We start from the raw sequence: 17,004 nt of genomic DNA, 5'->3' as shown, positions 1-17,004 counted from the left end.
GCCTTGCACCTTGCGGCCGTCGGGGGCGTTGCCGCCGCGCGTGGCCGGGTCGTAGGTGCAACGCAGCTCCGTCACGTTCCCCGCGGCGTCCTTCACCGCTTCGGTGCAGGTGATGAAATACGCGTAACGCAGCCGCACTTCCTTGCCGGGGGCGAGGCGATAAAAACCCTTCGGCGGGTCTTCACGGAAATCATCCTGCTCGATGTAGATCTCGCGCGCAAACGGCACCTTGCGCGTGCCCATCGACGGATCTTCGGGATTGTTGATCGCTTCCAACTCGTCGACCTGGTCTTCCGGATAGTTGGTGATCACCACCTTGAGCGGCCGCAACACCGCCATCGCCCGCTGGGCGCGCTTGTTGAGGTCGTCGCGCAGGGCGTTTTCCAGCACGAGCATGTCGATCGTACTGTTGAATTTGGCGACACCGATGCGCTCGCAAAAGCTCCGCATGGCCTCGGGCGTGTAGCCGCGACGGCGCAGGCCGCGGATGGTGAGCATCCGCGGATCGTCCCAGCCGGAGACGTGCTTCTCGCGGACCAGTTCCAGCAGCCGGCGCTTGCTCATCATCGCGTAGGTGAGATTGAGCCGCGCGAATTCGATCTGCTGCGGCGCGTAGATGCCCAGTTCCTTGATGAACCAATCGTACAGCGGCCGGTGATTCTCGAACTCCAGCGTGCAGATGCTGTGTGTGATGCGTTCCAGGGAATCGGATTGACCGTGCGTGTAGTCGTACATCGGATAGATGCACCACTGGTCGCCGGTGCGGTGATGCGTCGCATGCAGGATGCGATACAACACAGGATCGCGCAGGTTCACGTTCGGCGACGCCATATCGACTTTGGCGCGCAGAGTCCGCGCGCCGTCCGGGAATTCGCCGGCTTTCATCCGCGCGAACAGGTCGAGATTCTCTTCCACCGAGCGCTCGCGATACGGGCTGTTCGTGCCCGGCGCGGTGAGCGTGCCACGATGTTCGCGCATGGCGTCGGCATTCAAGTCGCAAACGTAAGCCTTGCCGGCCTTGATGAGTTGGACGGCCCAATCGTAAAGCTGCGGAAAATAGTCCGAGGCGTAGAACGGCTGCTCATTCCACTCGAAGCCCAGCCAGCGGACGTCCTCCTCGATCGACTGGACGTACTCCTCTTCTTCCTTGGTGGGGTTCGTGTCGTCGAATCGCAGGTTGCACTTGCCGCCGAATTCCTGCGCCAGCCCGAAGTTCAGGCAGATGCTCTTGGCGTGGCCGATGTGCAGGTAGCCGTTCGGCTCCGGCGGAAAACGGGTATGGACGCGGCCGGCGTGCTTGCCGGTGCGGTTGTCTTCGTCAATGATCTCGCGGATAAAGTCCCGCGGTCGAGCAGCTTCGTTCGTCGATTCCATAGCGCAACGGCGTTCCTTCTAGGAGCTAACCACGGAGACACGGAGGACACGGAGACGGGCCGCCTGGTCTCAAGGCAAAAGTTTAACGGAGGGGCGAAGTTTGTCGTAGGGCGCGCCGTTCGCAGGGAAACGGCGATTCTTTTCTAAGTACACTGCATCAAGTTCAATTCGACGGGTGCCACTGGCGGCTTGCCCGCCAGTGCGGGTTCGATTCCGCAGTCAGGCCCGACTTTGGCACTGGCGGACAAGCCGCCAGTGGCACCCCACATCGATCCTTCTGCAGGCGTGCTCAGCTTCCTCGCCGGCCGCGGTATTTCCGGCTCGCTTCTTCCAGCGTGGCCCGTTCCTTGGCCGTGAGGCTGGCTTCGCCTTCGCGTTGGATTTTGTCCAACAGGGTGTCCACCTGGTTTTCCAGGTCATCCCGCCGAGCGGCTTCTGGCTCGCGATGCACCCGCATCTTGAGCACTCGGGGGAACTCCGCGCCCCCTTTACGCCGGCGCGGCAGGAAACTGAGCCAACTTCCTAGGTGCCATTGGTATTTCTGATAGAGGAAACCGGAAATGGATCCGGCGATGTGTGCTGTGTAAGCAATCGGTGGACCGCTCGCCTCTCGACCGCCACCCACGAACATTCCTTGAAGCGAAATCACGTCCTTCAACACGAGAAAGCCGACGAACAGCCAAATTGGAACCGGGATAAACCAAACATAGATCGTGCGATGCGGGTGCCGCATCGCATAAAGAACCGCTACGCCCATGACGCCACCGGACGCCCCCACCAACAGTGACGGAGCGCCTTTAAAGAAGACGTACTGTGCTGCGACCCAGCCCAGACCCGCCAATACAATTGCGCTGAGGTAAAACCACAGAAATTCCTTGCGGCCCAAGGTTGACTCAAGGTCCTGGCCGAAGAGCCAGAGGGCGTACATGTTGAACAGGATGTGAAACACGTCGTCGGGACTATGCGTGAAGCCGTAGGTGAGCAGCTTCCAGATCGTCCAAGGGGCGCGCCAGAAATCTGGCTCAATACCCATGACCTGCACGACGCTGTTTTGCATGCCGGGCATTGGCGGCCGGCCAAAGAGGATTTCCACCACATACACCGCGACGTTGATCAAAATCAGGTTGATCACCATCGACCGGGCGCCTCCTTCGAGCCACCCGCGGCGGTCCTCCTGATAGTAGTCGCGGTCGTAAATGCCCATCGGATCGCAGTTTCGGCTGGCGGCGCGGAATCCGGGCGCAAGGCGGCCCGTATCCATAAACTTAGGGCGGAGCGGGGGTTTTTCAAGTGCAACCGGGAGCAGGCGAAGGGTACAAAGCGGTCAGAACAGGGGGCAGCGGCGAGATTCCCCCCTACTCCACCTACTTACTACTTCACCTACTCCACCTCCTTCCTTGCTAGACTGACGCTATCCCCCGCACCCCGTCGCATTGAAATCCCATGCCCATCGACACGGTCACGGCCTCGGAACTTCTGGAGCACTTGGAAGGGCTCAATCGGCTCCTGGACGTCGCCCGGGTGCTGGCCGCCGAGATCAATTTGACCACGGTGCTGGAGACCATCACGCACGAGGCCTGCAAGGCGCTCGATTGCGATCGCGCCAGCCTGTTCCAGTTCGACGCCAAGCGCGACGAATTGTTCACGCTGGTGACCACGGAGCTGGAAATCGCTGAAATTCGCCACTCGCTCGACCATGGCATCACCGGCCACGTGGCGCGGACGCGGGAACTAGCGAACGTGTCCGATCCTTATCAGGACGCCCGCTGGAACCGCGCAGTCGATCGCGCCACCGGCTACAACACGCGCAACATCCTGGCCATCGCCCTCAGCTCGCCGCGCGACAACCGGTTGCTCGGCGTCTTGCAATTGTTGAACAAGAATAACGGCGCCTTCTCGCGCTTCGACGAGCAATTGGTCCAGGCCTTCAGTCAGCACGCGGCCGTCGCGCTCGATCGGGCGCTGCTGGTCGACGAATTGCATCACAGTCAGGCGATTGAGACATCGTTGAACGTCGCCCGCGATATTCAGCGCGGCTTTATGCCGAGCCGGTTGCCCGAGATCCCTGGGTACGACGTCGCCAGTTGGTGGTTCCCCAATCAAGCGGTCGGCGGCGATTATTGCGATGTCGTTCCGCTGCGCGACGGCCGTATCGGCCTCGTGGTGGCTGACGTCAGCGGCCATGGACTCGGCCCGAGTTTGCTGATGGCCTCGGTCCGCGCGGCGTTGCGGGCGCTAATCCTCGAACACTCCTCGCCCGAAGTTTTGCTCGGCATGTTGGGGCGTTCGATGGCGGACGACCTGCAAGACGGCCGGTTCGTGACCATGATCCTCTCGGCCCTCGACCCGGAGAATCACACGGTCGAATACGCCAATGCCGGCCACGCTCCGGCGATGCACTATTGCCGGGAATCGAACGCCTTCACCACGCTCGAAACCACGGGCATGCCGATCGGCGTGCTGGATCGCCCCGAGTATCCGCAAGGCCCGCCGGTGGTGATGCACAGCGGCGACTTGCTGTTCCTCTGCACGGACGGCATCGTGGAATCGATGGACGCCGCCGGCGAACAATTCGGCATGAAACGCCTGGAAGCGATCCTGCGCGAACACCACGCGCAACCGCTGCCGGACCTGGTCCGCTACGTCGGCGCGTGCGTGGAACAACATTTTGAAGGCGACTACCCGCCGGACGATTTGACGATTCTGGCGGTACGGCGGAAGTGAATTGTTCAGGACAGCGAATATGAAACGCTGGCGAATTCCACGACTACGCTTCAGCCTGCGGACCTTCCTGGTCTTGATCTGCATCATCGGCGCGCTCTTAGGATTGGCGGCGCATCGGATTGAAACCGGAAAGCAGCGCTGGGCGACGATCGCGGAGTTGCAGCGGTTAGGCGTGCATGTCAGTTTCCATGACGACGATACCTATATCGATTGGACGCCTGCGGTCATCGCGGATATGACGTGGTGGCAGACTATGCACTACGCCAATCACACGTTGCGACTCAGTTCCGTTCAATTCACATCACGGACTCCGGCACCGCGGGCCTTCGAGCTGCTGCGGGATTTTCCGAGTATCGAAAATGTCCATTTGATGGGGGAAGGCGCTGATGACGGCATCTTGGGCGAGTTAGTCCGTCATAAGAAGATTGTGTATCTCGACCTGTCTAAATCATGCATCACCGATGAAGGGCTGGCGCGACTAACCGAATTGCCCAAATTGAGGGGGATTGAACTCCCTCCTGGAATTGGCGATGCAGGCTTCATCCATGTGGCGAAAGTACCCAACCTGCTCGGAATCCGGGGCGCCGGCGGCCCGGTCACGGACGAGGGCCTAAAGCATCTACGAGGCCTCACTGGGATGTATGAACTTGGCCTGCGCGACACCCGCATCACCGACGAAGGCGTGGCGTATTTGGCTGGAATGAAAAATCTCGTGGCGTTAGATTTGTCCGGCACTCGCGTCACGGGCCAATGTGCTGCGACCTTCGTTGACTGCACGAATCTGCGACGTCTGGAACTTAGTCGCACTCGTTTCGATGACGCCGGGCTGGCCGCAATCGGCAGTTTTCCGGTCTTGCAGGACTTAACGCTTGCGGAAACAGACGTCACCGACTCTGGCATGATCTTTCTGCCCGGCCCGCACTTGTTGACCTGTCTCGATTTGTCGAACACGAAAGTCACGCCCGCTGGGCTGGCGAACCTCACCGAGTGCCCTGAATTGAACTTCTTGCAGATCCGCGGCCTACCGGTTTCGGACGCCGACGCACCGATGCTCGCCAACGTACCGTTTCTGTACGAACTCGATTGCCGAGAGACTGGCATTACAATGGCCGGGGAAGCGGTGTTGCTCAAGAGCAAGGTGAAATGTCAGCCATGGGTGCGCCGATGGTAGACCAAATCGACGCGACGGTTGCCGCGAAACCGCGGCCAGCCACGAAGCGCTGGCGAATCCCCCGACTGCGCTTCAGCCTGCGGACTTTTCTGGTGCTGATCTGCCTCATCGGCGCGCTCTTGGGGTTGGCGGCGCACCGGATTGAAAAGGGCAAGCAGCGTTGGGCGAAGATTGCGGAGTTGCAAAAGCTCGGCGTGGGCGTTGGCTTCACGGAAGACTACCGGCAATGGACTCCCGATGTCATCGGGAACATGAATTGGTGGCAGAGCTGGCGCGAGGCCGATCGGGCGCAGAACTTAAGCGTGGTGATGTTCGGTCAAGAATCGCCGGCGCCGCGAGCGTTCGAGTTGATCCGTGATTTCCCCGGTATCGCGATCGTCCATCTTGATGGCCAGGAAGTTGACGACCGACTGATGGCCGAGCTGGTGCGGCATCGCAACATCGTCCATCTTGACTTGCAACGGTCCCAAATCACTGACGAGGGTCTCGCCCGGCTATTGGAACTTCCCAATCTGAATTCACTTGCGCTACCGCCAGGTACGACCGACGCCGGTCTGGCGCACGTCGCCCAACTGACGCAACTTCGTCGACTGGTAGCTCGCAATACCAAGATCACCGACGCGGGCCTGAAAAACTTCGTAGGGCGTCGCGGCGTGGACTTCCTAGATCTGAGTAACACTCCCGTCACCGATGAAGGCGTCTCGCATCTCGTCGGCATGAAGTCGCTGATTCAGCTTGACCTTTCCGGGACGCGCGTGACCGGCGCCTGTGGCGAGCATCTGAGCGGACTTGCGCAATTGACGCGCGTGGAGTTGAATCAAACGCAGTTCGATGATGCTGGACTGGAGAACATCAGCAAACTGCCGTTGTATCGACTATCACTGGCCGGAACCAAGATCACCGACACAGGGCTACGCCACCTGCATGGCGCCGAACTCTGCGACATCGACCTTTCCAACACCGCCGTCTCCGGTGATGGACTTCGTCACCTCGCTGATTGCTTTGAACTTGAATCAATTAAGTTGAACGGCACTCTCATCGACGACGCCGACGTTCCGGTCCTGTTGCAGTTCACTGTGCCCACGCAATTGCAGCTCAAGGACACGCTGCTGACGCCAGCAGGCGAGTCCTTGTTCTGGCAAGGCAAGCTTCAGAACGGACCGTAAGCGAAACGCCCGATCCGGGCAACGCTTCTCCCCAGCCTCCGCCCGCCCTATACTACCGGTAGGCATTCATTTCTCAGCACAATCGGACCGCTGCGCCGTTGTTGCGCGTCGCGCGCGGAGGGGTGGCTTCGCATTTTTGCTGCGCCGCGCTATTGCTGCATCGGTTTCGTCGTGTCGCTCGCGCTCTCGGGTAGCGTGGCGCTGGGGCAATTTGGCGTCGGCGGGGCTTTTGAACTCTCCGAGTTGGTTCAACTCGACGAACTGACCAGCGCCGGCAAAGCTCATCTCGAACGCATGCGGGCGGCCCGTGCCGGCGAGCGTTGGGGCGAGGTGATCGACATCCTGCGGCTGGTCGAGCAGCAGCACGGCGAGCAGGTGATCGCCGTCGGTCCGTGGCGCAGCGTTGGCGTGCGGGATTATTGCCAATTGCTGCTCTCCACCTTGCCGGCCGACGCGCTGCGCCTGTATCGCGGACAAGCCGACGCCCAGGCGGATTCCCTCTTCGCCGAGGGGCAGCGGAGTCGCGATCCCGCGCCGCTGCGCAAACTTTTACGCGAGGCCTTCTGCAGTAGCCGTGGCGACGATGCGCTGGAATCGCTGGCCGAAATGGCGCTCGAATCCGGACGCACCGCCGAGGCGCGGCAACTTTGGGAACGCTTGATTCCCCAAGCGCCCGGCGACGATGGCCTACCCAGGCAACTCGCCTATCCCGACGCCGACCTCGATGCGGCCGCGGTCCGCGCGCGACTGATTTTGGTTTCCATTCTCGACGGCGATCTGACCCGCGCTGCCGGGGAGCTCACGCGATACAAAGAATTACACGCCGGCGCCAAAGGCCGCTTCGCGGGACGCGACGTCGTCTACACCGAGTTCCTGGAAAAGCTGCTGGCGGATGCCGCCAAGTGGCCCGCGGCGTCGACGCTGGCGGACGATTGGCTCTCCTTCGCGGGCGATGCGTCGCGCAGCCGGATCGTGGCTGGTGAAATCGATCTCGGCGCGCCGGCCTGGCCTGCGATCGAACTTGGACCTGCGCCGGCTTCGCAACAGGCGTTCGTCTCGGGACTCGCGCAGTCGCGCCGCGTGGGCGAAGAGCGCGGGCAATTGCTGAGCTATCACCCGCTGATCGTCGGCAATCTGTTACTCGTTAGCACGGCCGACAACGTGTTGGCCTACGACGTGCGGACCGGCAAGCCCGCCTGGGGCGATTCGCCGATTATCTATCCCGGCGACATGGCGGTCGCGGCCACGCAGCGCGCCAGCTATGTGCGGAGCGCGCTCGGCGTGCCGCGATTTACGCTCACGGTTCACGGCAACAAGCTCTTCGCGCGGATGGGTTCGCAAGTCACCGGGGGCATTCAAGGCAATCCGCCGGTGCGTTCGAGCGGGCATATCGCCTGCCTCGATCTGCACGCCGAAGGCCGGTTGCTGTGGACGATCGCGCAAAACGAAGACGGCTGGGCGTTCGAGGGCACGCCGGTTGTCGATGGCGAACAGGTTTACGTCGGCCTGCGGCGCAGCGAGGTCAATCCGCAGGCGCACGTGGCGTGTTACGACGCGGAAACCGGGCAGCTGAAATGGCGGCGATTCATTTGTTCCGCGCAATCGCCCGCCCGGGGCGTCGTCGAGGAATGCACGCACAACCTGCTCACGCTGGCGCAGGGCATGCTGTACTACAACACCAACCTTGGCTGCATCGCGGCGCTCGATGTGAACGATGGGCAAATCGCCTGGATCGCCAGGTACCCGCGTCCAAAATCAGGCGACTTGAGCCGCCCGGCCGCACATTTTTATCGCGATCTCACGCCGTGCGTTTACGATCGCGGGCGCGTGATCGCCGCGCCGTCCGATTGCGATCGCATCTTCGCGCTCGACGCTGGCAGCGGCCGCGCGCTTTGGGAAGCGCCGCACGCCGACGACGTTGTGCAACTACTCGGCGTGGCCGGCGGCAGACTTTTGGCCAGTGGCGATCGGCTCTGGTGGATCGACGTCGAAACCGGCAAGATCGCCCACGTGTGGCCGGAACAATCGTCGCTGCGGGGCTTCGGCCGCGGCCTGCTGGCGGGCGACAAGGTTTATTGGCCGACGCGCGACGCCATCTACGTGTTCGATCAACGATCCGGCGCAGCCGTCGACGTGATGGACCTGCGGCGGCGACTGCCGGACGGAAACGACGCGATCGGCGGCAATCTGGTGGCCTCCCGAGGGCGAATGGTCATCGCCACGCCCACGCAATTGCTGGGTTTCACGATGTTCGGGCAAATCGGCGAGAAAGTCGAGGCCGACGGGCAATCCCAAACAGTCCGGCCGTCGTCGGATACACTGGAAGCTCGCGGGTTGGCGCCGATGCGCTCCGGGCGCTGACGCTTCCGGCTCTAAGAGAACACTTAACTTCGCGTCATAGCGGAATTCACGATGCTGCCAACGGATGATGTTCAGGCGGTGCAACGGCTGCACGAGGCGTATGAAAAGATCACGCGCGAGCTGACCAAGACCATCGTCGGCCAACAGCAGGTCATCGAAGAACTGCTGATCGCGATGTTCGCGCGCGGGCATTGCCTGTTGGTCGGCGTGCCGGGCCTGGCGAAGACGTTGTTGATTCGCTCGCTCGCGTCGACGCTGTCGCTCAAGTTCAATCGCATCCAGTTCACGCCGGACTTGATGCCCTCCGACATCACGGGCACTGAAGTCATTCAGGAAGACAAGGCGACCGGCGAACGCGCATTCAAGTTTCTCGAAGGACCTGTCTTCGCGAACATCATTCTGGCGGACGAGATCAACCGCACGCCGCCGAAGACGCAGGCCGCGTTGCTGGAAGCGATGCAGGAACATCAGGTGACCGTCGGCGGCCGGCGGCATTTGCTGGCGGAGCCGTTCTTCGTGCTGGCCACGCAGAATCCCATCGAGCAAGAAGGCACGTACCCGTTGCCCGAGGCGCAGTTGGATCGCTTCATGTTCAACGTGATGGTGGACTATCCGAGCGAAGAGGAAGAGCTACAGATTGTGCGTCAGACCACCTCGGACGTCTCGCACAAGATCACGGCCTTGCTAAACGCCGACGAGATTCAATCGCTGCAGCAGATCGTGCGAAAGGTTCCGGTGGCCGACCATGTATTGCGCTACGCCTTGCAATTCACGCGACTCACGCGGCGCGAGAAAGGGCAAGTCCCGGACTTCATCAAGCAATATGTCAGTTGGGGCGCGGGGCCGCGGGCGAGTCAATACCTCGTGCTCGGCGCCAAGGCCCGGGCCGTCTTGCACGGGCGCTTTCATGCCACGTGCGAGGATATCCGCGCCGTCGCCGCGCCGGTGTTGCGGCATCGTATCGTGACCAATTTCAACGCCGAGGCCGACGGCGTGAAGCCGGACGACATCGTCTCTCGGTTGGCCTCGTTGATCGAACCTGTGGAATATGACACCACCCACCGAACCCACGCCAACGTGTTTCGATCCGCGGACGCTGGCTAAGCTGGCGGGGCTCGAGCTGCGTGCGCGCTCGATCGTCGAAGGCTATGTGTCCGGGATGCATCGCAGCCCGTTTCACGGTTTCTCGGTGGAATTCGCCGAGCACCGCGAATACGCGCCGGGCGACGACGTGCGCCATGTGGATTGGAAAGTTTACGGCAAGACCGATAAGTACTATCTCAAGCAATACGAGGAAGAAACGAACCTGATCTGCTACCTGGCGCTCGACGCCAGCGAGAGCATGACGTATCAAAGCTCCGACGCGCCAATGTCGAAACTCGATTACGCGCGGACCGTGGCCGCGGCGCTCGCCTATCTCGTGCTACGGCAACAAGACAGCGTGGGTCTCGCGGTGTTCGATCAGGAAGTGCGGTCGTTGGTCCGCCCAGCGGGCAATCCCTCGCATTTTAAGCAACTCACGCACGTCATGGAGCGTGCCGAAACGGGCCGCAAGACCGCCGCCGGGGCGATTCTGCATGAGCTGGCCGAACGGCTGCCGAAGCGCGGCGTCGTCGTGTTGCTAAGCGATCTGTTCGACAACGTCGCCTCGTTGCTGGCGGGTCTCAAGCACCTTCGCCATCGCCGCCACGAAGTGATCGTCTTCCACGTGCTCGACCCGGCGGAGCTCGATTTCCCGTTTGAACAAACAACGCTCTTTAAGGGCCTCGAAGCCTGGCCCGACACGCTCACGGACCCGCGCACGTTGCGGAAGGCCTATCTGGCGGAATTCGAGAAGTTCCTGCTGGAAGTCCGCAAGTCCTGCCAGGAACAACGCGCCGACTACGTACAACTCCGCACCGACCAACCGCTGGATGTCGCCCTGACTAGTTATCTGAGCAAACGACTGGAACGAACAAGATGAGAGGGGGGAGAATGACGAATTTCTAACTCTGCATCTCCGCTGTTCCGACCAATACCATCAATGCTTTCCTTCACGCCGATCGTCGCCTTGTTCACGCAGCCCTGGATGTTGCTTTGGGCGGTGGCGGCGGCTGCGCCGATTTTGATTCATTTGTTGAATCGGCGGCGCTATCGGGAGCAAACTTGGGCGGCGATGGAGTATCTGCTGGCCGCGATGCGCAAAAACGTGCGGCGGATTCAGATCGAGCAGTGGTTGTTGCTGGCGCTGCGGACGTTGATCGTGTTGCTGCTCGTCGCGGCCGTGGCTGATCCCGTAATCCAGGGACTAGGGCTCGCTCACGCGGCCGGCGCGCGGACCCATCGCTTGTTCGTGCTCGACGGCTCCTACTCGATGGGCTACCGAATCGACCAGGCCGCGCGTTTCGAGTCGGCCAAGCAAGTTATCACGCGCATCGTCGACGAAAGTCCGCAGGGGGACGGGTTCACGCTAGTACTGATGAGCGCGCCGCCGCGCGTCATCGTGCAGACGCCGTCCTTCGCGCGCAGTGAGTTCCTGGCGGAGCTGGAAACACTGCAGCTTCCGCATGGCGGGGGGGACGTCGCCGCTTCTCTGGCAACTGCGAATGAGGTGTTGCGTGCCGCGCGGCGCGACGAACGAAAACTATCGCGCGATGAGGTGTACATTGTCAGTGATCTGTGCGGTCCGAGCTGGAACCCGGCGGACCGCGGATCGCGACAAGCCATTCACGATCGCGCCGCAACTTTGGTCAGCGAGGGGACGTCGCTCGTGGTCGTCGACGTGGGTCAGGACGACCAAGAAAACATCGCCGTCGCGGAACTCATCACGCCGGACCGTTTCTCGGCCGTGGGGCGCGAGACGCGATTCGAGGTCCAACTGCTGAACCATGGTCGCCGCGATCACAGCCAGGTACGCGTAGAATTCCTGGTCGACGGCGCACGCGTTGGCGCCGCGCAAGTCGATGTAAAAGCCGGCGGCACGGCGGCAACTTCATTTCGGCACCGCTTCGACAGCCCGGGCGATCATGCCGTGGAAGCGCGCATCTCCGGCGACAAGCTGGACATCGACAACCACCGCTGGCTTAGCTTGCCTGTCCGCGATCGGTTGCGCGTGCTGTGCGTCGACGGCAATCCGCGCAGCCAAGGCCGGCCTGGCGCGACGGACTATTTGCGCGTCGCGTTGTCGCCGGTCGATAGAGCAAGCGACAATGGTCTCGTTGACGTGGTAGTCGCCACGGAAGGTACCTGGCTGGAGAACCAGCTCACGGGTTTCGACTGCGTGTTCCTGTCGGACGTTCGTCAATTCACAGCGGCTGAAGCGAGGCTTCTGGAATCCTATCTCGCGGCGGGCGGCGGCCTGGTGACGTTCCTGGGGCCGCAGGTTGACGCCAAGAATTACAACCAGCGGCTGTGCGGCCAGGACGGCGCGCCGCGCGTGCTGCCGGCGACGATCGGTGAATTGGTCGCCGAGAATCAACAGCCGGTCGATCCGCTTGGCTACCGGCACGCCATCGTCAGTCCGTTTCGCGATCAGGAACAAGCCGGGCTGCTGACCACGCCGATCAGCCATTACTTCCGTTTGTTACCGGACACGGAGCACGGCGCGCAAGTGGTCGCCGCAATCGCCGGGGGCGACGCCTGGATCGTGGAAGCTCCAGTCGAGCGCGGCGTGTCGATTCTGGTCGCGACGTCCGCGGCGGATCGCGATTGGACGCTGTTGCCGGTGTGGCCGAGCTTCGTGCCGCTCGTGCAAGAAATGTTGATGGCGTCGATTCAAGGCAAAACCGAGGAGCGAAATCTCCTCGTCGGCCGGCCGTTCGGCGGCAACTTGGGAACCGCGGTCGCCGACGTGCCCGTGCGCGTAACGAATCCGCGCGATGTGGAATCGATCGTCACGACCGCTTCCGACGACGGCCACGCGCGCTGGGCTTTTGGGGAGACGTATACGTCCGGCGTCTATCGCGCCGCCTGGAACGCTCCCATCGCGACGGAAGCGAGGTTCGCCGTGAATGTCGATCCACGGGAAGGTGAACTAGCGCGATTGCACGAAAGCGAACTGCGCGAACGCATTTGGCAGGGCGTGGCGTTTCAATACACCGCCGATTGGCATGGCTCGGAGGACACGCCGAGCGTTGGTTTGTCGCGCGCCACGCCCATGCATCAAGGGCTATTGCTCGCCGCGCTACTGGCCATGGTGGCCGAGAGTACGCTGGCCTGGTACAGCGGCGCGAGGGCGGCATGAGCGATCGACTCCCCGTCTGGCTTGAGCGTTGGCTTGGCGTTGACAGCTCCGCGCCGGGCGAAGGCACGCTTTGGCGCTTGGAACACGCCTGGCGTCTCGCGCCGTGGGTCACGTTGCTGCTGATCGCAATGTTGGCCGGGTACATCGTCTGGCTCTATAGCTGGGAGCGCCGCTCCGCCGGTCGTTGGGCGCGCGGATTGCTCGCCGGTCTGCGCATCGCGGCACTCGGCATCGTGCTCTGGATGCTCGCGGCCTGGATGTTATCGCTACAGCGCAGCGGACTGCCGTATACGGTGGTGCTGATCGACGACTCGGCCAGTATGGCCACGGTCGACCAGTATCACGACGACGCCAGTGAAAAAGCCGTCGCCAAGTATCGACCGGCGGATAGTTCCGCGCCGGCCTCGCGCCTGGATGTCGCACGGAGTATCCTCACCGCGAACGATGCCCGCGCATTAAAGCGCATGAGCGCCGAGCAGCGGCTGCGCCTGTATGCAATCTCATCCGCCGCGCGGCGCATCGACGGCGACCTGCAGGAACTGACCGCGCAACTATCGGCACTGGAACCGGCCGGCGAATGGAGCCGACTGGGCAATGGCATCGATGCGGTCCTGGACGACCTGCGCGGGACGCCACCCGCTGCGATCGTGCTGATGTCCGACGGCGTCAACACGGCCGGAACGTCGCTCGCGGACGCCGCGCAGTTGGCGCGGCGCAAGGGCGTGCCGCTGTACACGGTGGCCATCGGCAGCAGCGAGCCGGTACGCGACACCGAAATCAGCGACCTGCTAGTGGATGAAGTGGTCTTCATCAATGACGTGGTGAACTTCGAGTTCACCGTCACGGCTTCTGGCTACGCGCAGCAAGGAGTCGCCGCCCAGTTGGTCGATGTCGCCTCGGGCAATGTGCTTGCGGAAACGCCCCTGACGCTCGCGGCCGATGGCGTCCCGGAACGCGCGCGCATTGCTTATCGCCCGACGGAGGAAGGAGAGCTCGAACTGGCCGTCCGGATCGCCCCGCAATCCGACGAAGCGGACGCGGAAAACAATGCCGCATCGCGCACCCTTCAAGTCCGCAAAGACAAACTCCGCGTGCTGATGGTCTGGTGGCAGCCGAGCCTGGAATTTCGACGGTTGAAAGCGCTCTTGGAACGCGAGTCGACCATCGATCTGAAAACGGTGCTGCAAGACGCCGACTTGGAATACGCCGAAAGCGACAAGACGGCGCTCAAGGTCTTTCCCGCGGACCGTGACGAGCTCCGGCATTTCGACGTGGTACTCTTCGGCGACGCCCATCCGGATTTCCTCGGCGCACTAGCGCTCGATCTGCTGCGCGACTTTGTCAGCGAAAAAGGCGGCGGACTGGCCGTCGTCGCGGGGCCGCGCTTCACGCCCCGCGCTTACGCCGGCAGGCCGCTCGAAAAACTGCTGCCGGTCGATTTGGATCCCACCGCGGGCGCGACGACTGCGCCCGCCACCGAGGGCTTTGTTCCGCGGCTCACCGACCTCGGCGCCGCGAGTCCCGGCTGTCAGATCGCCGACACGCTGAGCGAAACCACCGCCGTCTGGGAAGCGCTGCCGCCCTGGTTTTGGTTCGAGCCAGCGGCGCGCGCCCGCCCGGGTGCGCGCGTGTTGTTGGAACATCCGACGCGTCTCGGCGCGGATGGGCGACCGCTGCCGCTCGTAGCGTTGCAGTTCGTCGGCGCGGGGAAGGTGCTCTACCAGGCCACGGATGAATCGTACCGCTGGCGGTTCCGTGTCGGCGATTTGTACTTCGGCCGCTATTGGGTGCAGATGATTCGTTACCTCGGCCACACTCGCGCCGCCGACGAGGATCGCATCGCGGAGATCATCGCCGATCGCCGCGAATACCGGCGCGGCGAATCGCCGCGATTGCACGTCCGCTTCACGGATGATCGCCAGACTCCGACTGCGGGCGATGGCGTCTCGCTGGTCGTCGAGCGGCAAGGGCAACGCGTGCAAACGTTGGCGCTCGCGTCAGGAGCGACGCCGGGCAGCTTCGAAGGCACGCTCCAACAACCGGCCGAAGGCAAGTATCGCGTCTGGCTCAGCGCGCCAGCGTCGCCCGGAAAACCGCCCAGCGTCGAGTTCCGCGTGACACCGCCGCCCGGTGAAACGGAGCGGATCGAAACCGATGTCGCCGAACTTCAGCGCGTCGCGACGCTGACCAAGGGAAAATTTTACACGCTGGCCAACGTCGAACAACTTTGGCGCGAACTCCCCAGCGGCCGTCAAATCCCCGTCGAGACGCTCCCGCCCGTCGTGCTCTGGAACCAATGGCCCGTGCTAGCGCTCGTGATCACGCTGCTGATCACCGAGTGGCTCCTGCGCAAGCGCAAAGGACTTTTGTAGCGCTCACGAAATGTTGTGTGTAGGCCATCATGTTGTGCGTGGGTCTCCCGACCCCGCACGCAAACCGACCGCAGGTCTCCCATTTATGTGCGTTGAGCTTGTGCTCAGGCGATGTCGCCTTTTGAGACCTTCGGTCTGCCCTAGGTGCGGGGTCGGGAGACCCGCGCACAACAAAGGACTGCTGTAGCGCGGCCGTACACTATCCCGCTTTGCGCGTTGCTGGCTGAATAAGATGCGCCCGCAGCGGAGCCGGAACGGCGACGGTCAGTAAGAGCGGGTCGTCGCGGAGGGTTTCGCAAACCTGGTCGAACTGCTCCAAGTGATGCAGCGCCAAATCGACGAACAGGTACTTCCGCCCACGAAGTTCGCACCCCCCGCCGCCGGAACCGCCGAGAAACTCCTGGCGAATCGTATAGCCAAGTCGCTGGCAGAGATCGAGCGCTTGATCAAGAAGTTCGACGGTGGAGGGCATGGGGAGAGTTTGAAGTTTTGGAGGAGTTTGAACTTTTCAGTGTTCAGTTTTCAGTAGGGAGAACTGGAAGCGCGAGTTCATCGGGAAAGCGAGTAGGGACTCCCAGATAACTGATGATTCTTGCGAAGCCTGCGCGGCCAAATACTGAAAACTGAACACTGAAAACTTCAAACTCGCCTTGAAGACCTCAACCTGCCGCGTAGCGGCGCGGATATTACCCGCTTGCCTTCCAGTTCCCTAGGCCGGCTCGACGATATGACCCGTATCGCTAAGTAACGGATAAATAATGAGTTAAGCGACGCAGGCCGGGTAAGCAGGCGGCGACGAGGCAATTCGGGCAAAGACGCAAAACTGCGGCAAGCGCGCGGGGGTGGGGGGAATGTCTGTAGGCGGCACGCACGACACCGACGATTTACAGCAGCAATGCGCGCTGTTGAAGGAACAACTTCAACACGCACAACGGCTGATCGCCGTCGGCGAATTGGTCAGCACGACCACGCACGAATTCAACAACGTGTTGATGACCATCATCAACTACGCCAAGCTCGGCCTGCGCCACAAGGATCAGGCGACCCGCGACCGCGCGTTCGACAAGATCCTGGCCGCCAGCAATCGCGCCGCGAAGATCACCAATGGCGTCTTGGGCATCGCGCGGAATCGCGCCGAGGCCTTCGTGCCCATCGAGCTGCCCAAGCTGATCGACGACGCGCTCGTGTTGATGGAGCGCGAGATGAACAAGTACCGCGTGACCGTTGAGACGAAATTCGAGGCGGCGCCCGAGGCCCTTTGCCGCCCGAGCCAGATTCAGCAAGTGCTGTTGAACCTGCTGACCAACGCCCGGCAGGCGATGCCGCAGGGGGGACGGATCATGATTCGCGTCGCGCCCGACGCGGAACACAACATGGTCGACCTCGTGGTCCGCGACAACGGCCGCGGCATCCCAGAGCAGGCGCTCCCTCGAATCTTCGACCGCTTCTTCAGCACCAAGAGCGGCCCGGACGCTTCGGGCAAGGGCGGCACCGGCCTCGGCCTTTCGGCCTGCCGGGATATCGTCGAAGAACACCACGGTCGTATCCGCGTGGAAAGCACCGTCGGCAAAGGGACGTCGTTTACGATCAAACTCCCCGTCGCCCCCCACCCGG

General features: G+C 62.3%; 12 protein-coding genes. 9 read left to right on the top strand and 3 right to left on the bottom strand.

Annotation, left to right across the window (positions count from 1 at the left end):
- Together SGJ19_00795 and SGJ19_00790 are read right to left on the bottom strand one after the other, a co-directional pair.
- Positions 1-1,374 (bottom strand): glutamine--tRNA ligase/YqeY domain fusion protein (locus tag SGJ19_00795; GenBank protein MDZ4778771.1); only part of this gene is annotated, 1,374 nt, incomplete at its 3' end.
- Positions 1,375-1,663: 289 nt separating this feature from the next.
- Positions 1,664-2,635 (bottom strand): rhomboid family intramembrane serine protease, encoded by a 972-nt coding sequence (locus SGJ19_00790; GenBank protein ID MDZ4778770.1) that lies wholly within the window; start codon positions 2,633-2,635, stop codon positions 1,664-1,666.
- Between the two features lie 182 nt (positions 2,636-2,817).
- On the opposite strand from SGJ19_00790, the gene SGJ19_00785 reads away from it, so the two are divergent.
- From SGJ19_00785 to SGJ19_00750, 8 genes are all read left to right on the top strand, one after another.
- Positions 2,818-4,098, top strand: coding sequence for a GAF domain-containing SpoIIE family protein phosphatase (locus SGJ19_00785; protein ID MDZ4778769.1), 1,281 nt, complete (start codon positions 2,818-2,820; stop codon positions 4,096-4,098).
- Between the two features lie 19 nt (positions 4,099-4,117).
- Positions 4,118-5,269, top strand: a complete 1,152-nt coding sequence (locus SGJ19_00780) for a hypothetical protein (GenBank protein ID MDZ4778768.1) — start codon at positions 4,118-4,120, stop codon at positions 5,267-5,269.
- Entirely contained in the window at positions 5,263-6,435 is a 1,173-nt protein-coding gene (locus tag SGJ19_00775; GenBank protein MDZ4778767.1) for a hypothetical protein, read from the top strand. Before SGJ19_00780 ends, SGJ19_00775 begins: the two co-directional genes overlap by 7 nt.
- Before the next feature lie 171 nt (positions 6,436-6,606).
- Complete coding sequence (locus SGJ19_00770) at positions 6,607-8,796, top strand: PQQ-binding-like beta-propeller repeat protein (GenBank protein MDZ4778766.1); 2,190 nt, start codon at positions 6,607-6,609, stop codon at positions 8,794-8,796.
- A gap of 51 nt (positions 8,797-8,847) precedes the next feature.
- On the top strand, positions 8,848-9,900 hold the full coding sequence (locus SGJ19_00765) for a MoxR family ATPase (GenBank protein MDZ4778765.1): 1,053 nt from the start codon (positions 8,848-8,850) through the stop codon (positions 9,898-9,900).
- A complete protein-coding gene (locus SGJ19_00760) occupies positions 9,845-10,759 on the top strand; it encodes a DUF58 domain-containing protein (GenBank protein ID MDZ4778764.1) in 915 nt (304 codons plus the stop codon). Before SGJ19_00765 ends, SGJ19_00760 begins: the two co-directional genes overlap by 56 nt.
- Before the next feature lie 60 nt (positions 10,760-10,819).
- Positions 10,820-13,018: a VWA domain-containing protein gene (locus SGJ19_00755; protein MDZ4778763.1), complete on the top strand. Its 2,199-nt coding sequence runs from the start codon at positions 10,820-10,822 to the stop codon at positions 13,016-13,018.
- Complete coding sequence (locus tag SGJ19_00750) at positions 13,015-15,390, top strand: VWA domain-containing protein (protein ID MDZ4778762.1); 2,376 nt, start codon at positions 13,015-13,017, stop codon at positions 15,388-15,390. Before SGJ19_00755 ends, SGJ19_00750 begins: the two co-directional genes overlap by 4 nt.
- A gap of 199 nt (positions 15,391-15,589) precedes the next feature.
- Here SGJ19_00750 and SGJ19_00745 read toward each other — a convergent pair whose 3' ends face one another.
- On the bottom strand, positions 15,590-15,862 hold the full coding sequence (locus SGJ19_00745; protein MDZ4778761.1) for a hypothetical protein: 273 nt from the start codon (positions 15,860-15,862) through the stop codon (positions 15,590-15,592).
- Positions 15,863-16,241: 379 nt separating this feature from the next.
- On the opposite strand from SGJ19_00745, the gene SGJ19_00740 reads away from it, so the two are divergent.
- The coding region (locus SGJ19_00740) for an ATP-binding protein (protein ID MDZ4778760.1) at positions 16,242-17,004 on the top strand (763 nt) is incomplete at its 3' end.

The organism is Planctomycetia bacterium (assembly GCA_034440135.1).
Classification (GTDB): Bacteria; Planctomycetota; Planctomycetia; order Pirellulales; family JALHLM01; genus JALHLM01.
Note: the sequence above shows the minus strand (reverse complement) of the source record. Positions and strands in the feature narration are given on the sequence as shown.

Excerpts from the sequence above, each read along its gene's own strand:
- SGJ19_00790 (MDZ4778770.1), bottom strand. The coding sequence starts at position 2,635 with ATGGATACGGGCCGCCTTGCGCCCGGATTCCGCGCCGCCAGCCGAAAC.
- SGJ19_00785 (MDZ4778769.1), top strand. The coding sequence starts at position 2,818 with ATGCCCATCGACACGGTCACGGCCTCGGAACTTCTGGAGCACTTGGAA.
- SGJ19_00780 (MDZ4778768.1), top strand. The coding sequence starts at position 4,118 with ATGAAACGCTGGCGAATTCCACGACTACGCTTCAGCCTGCGGACCTTC.
- SGJ19_00775 (MDZ4778767.1), top strand. The coding sequence starts at position 5,263 with ATGGTAGACCAAATCGACGCGACGGTTGCCGCGAAACCGCGGCCAGCC.
- SGJ19_00765 (MDZ4778765.1), top strand. The coding sequence starts at position 8,848 with ATGCTGCCAACGGATGATGTTCAGGCGGTGCAACGGCTGCACGAGGCG.
- SGJ19_00760 (MDZ4778764.1), top strand. The coding sequence starts at position 9,845 with ATGACACCACCCACCGAACCCACGCCAACGTGTTTCGATCCGCGGACG.
- SGJ19_00755 (MDZ4778763.1), top strand. The coding sequence starts at position 10,820 with ATGCTTTCCTTCACGCCGATCGTCGCCTTGTTCACGCAGCCCTGGATG.
- SGJ19_00750 (MDZ4778762.1), top strand. The coding sequence starts at position 13,015 with ATGAGCGATCGACTCCCCGTCTGGCTTGAGCGTTGGCTTGGCGTTGAC.
- SGJ19_00745 (MDZ4778761.1), bottom strand. The coding sequence starts at position 15,862 with ATGCCCTCCACCGTCGAACTTCTTGATCAAGCGCTCGATCTCTGCCAG.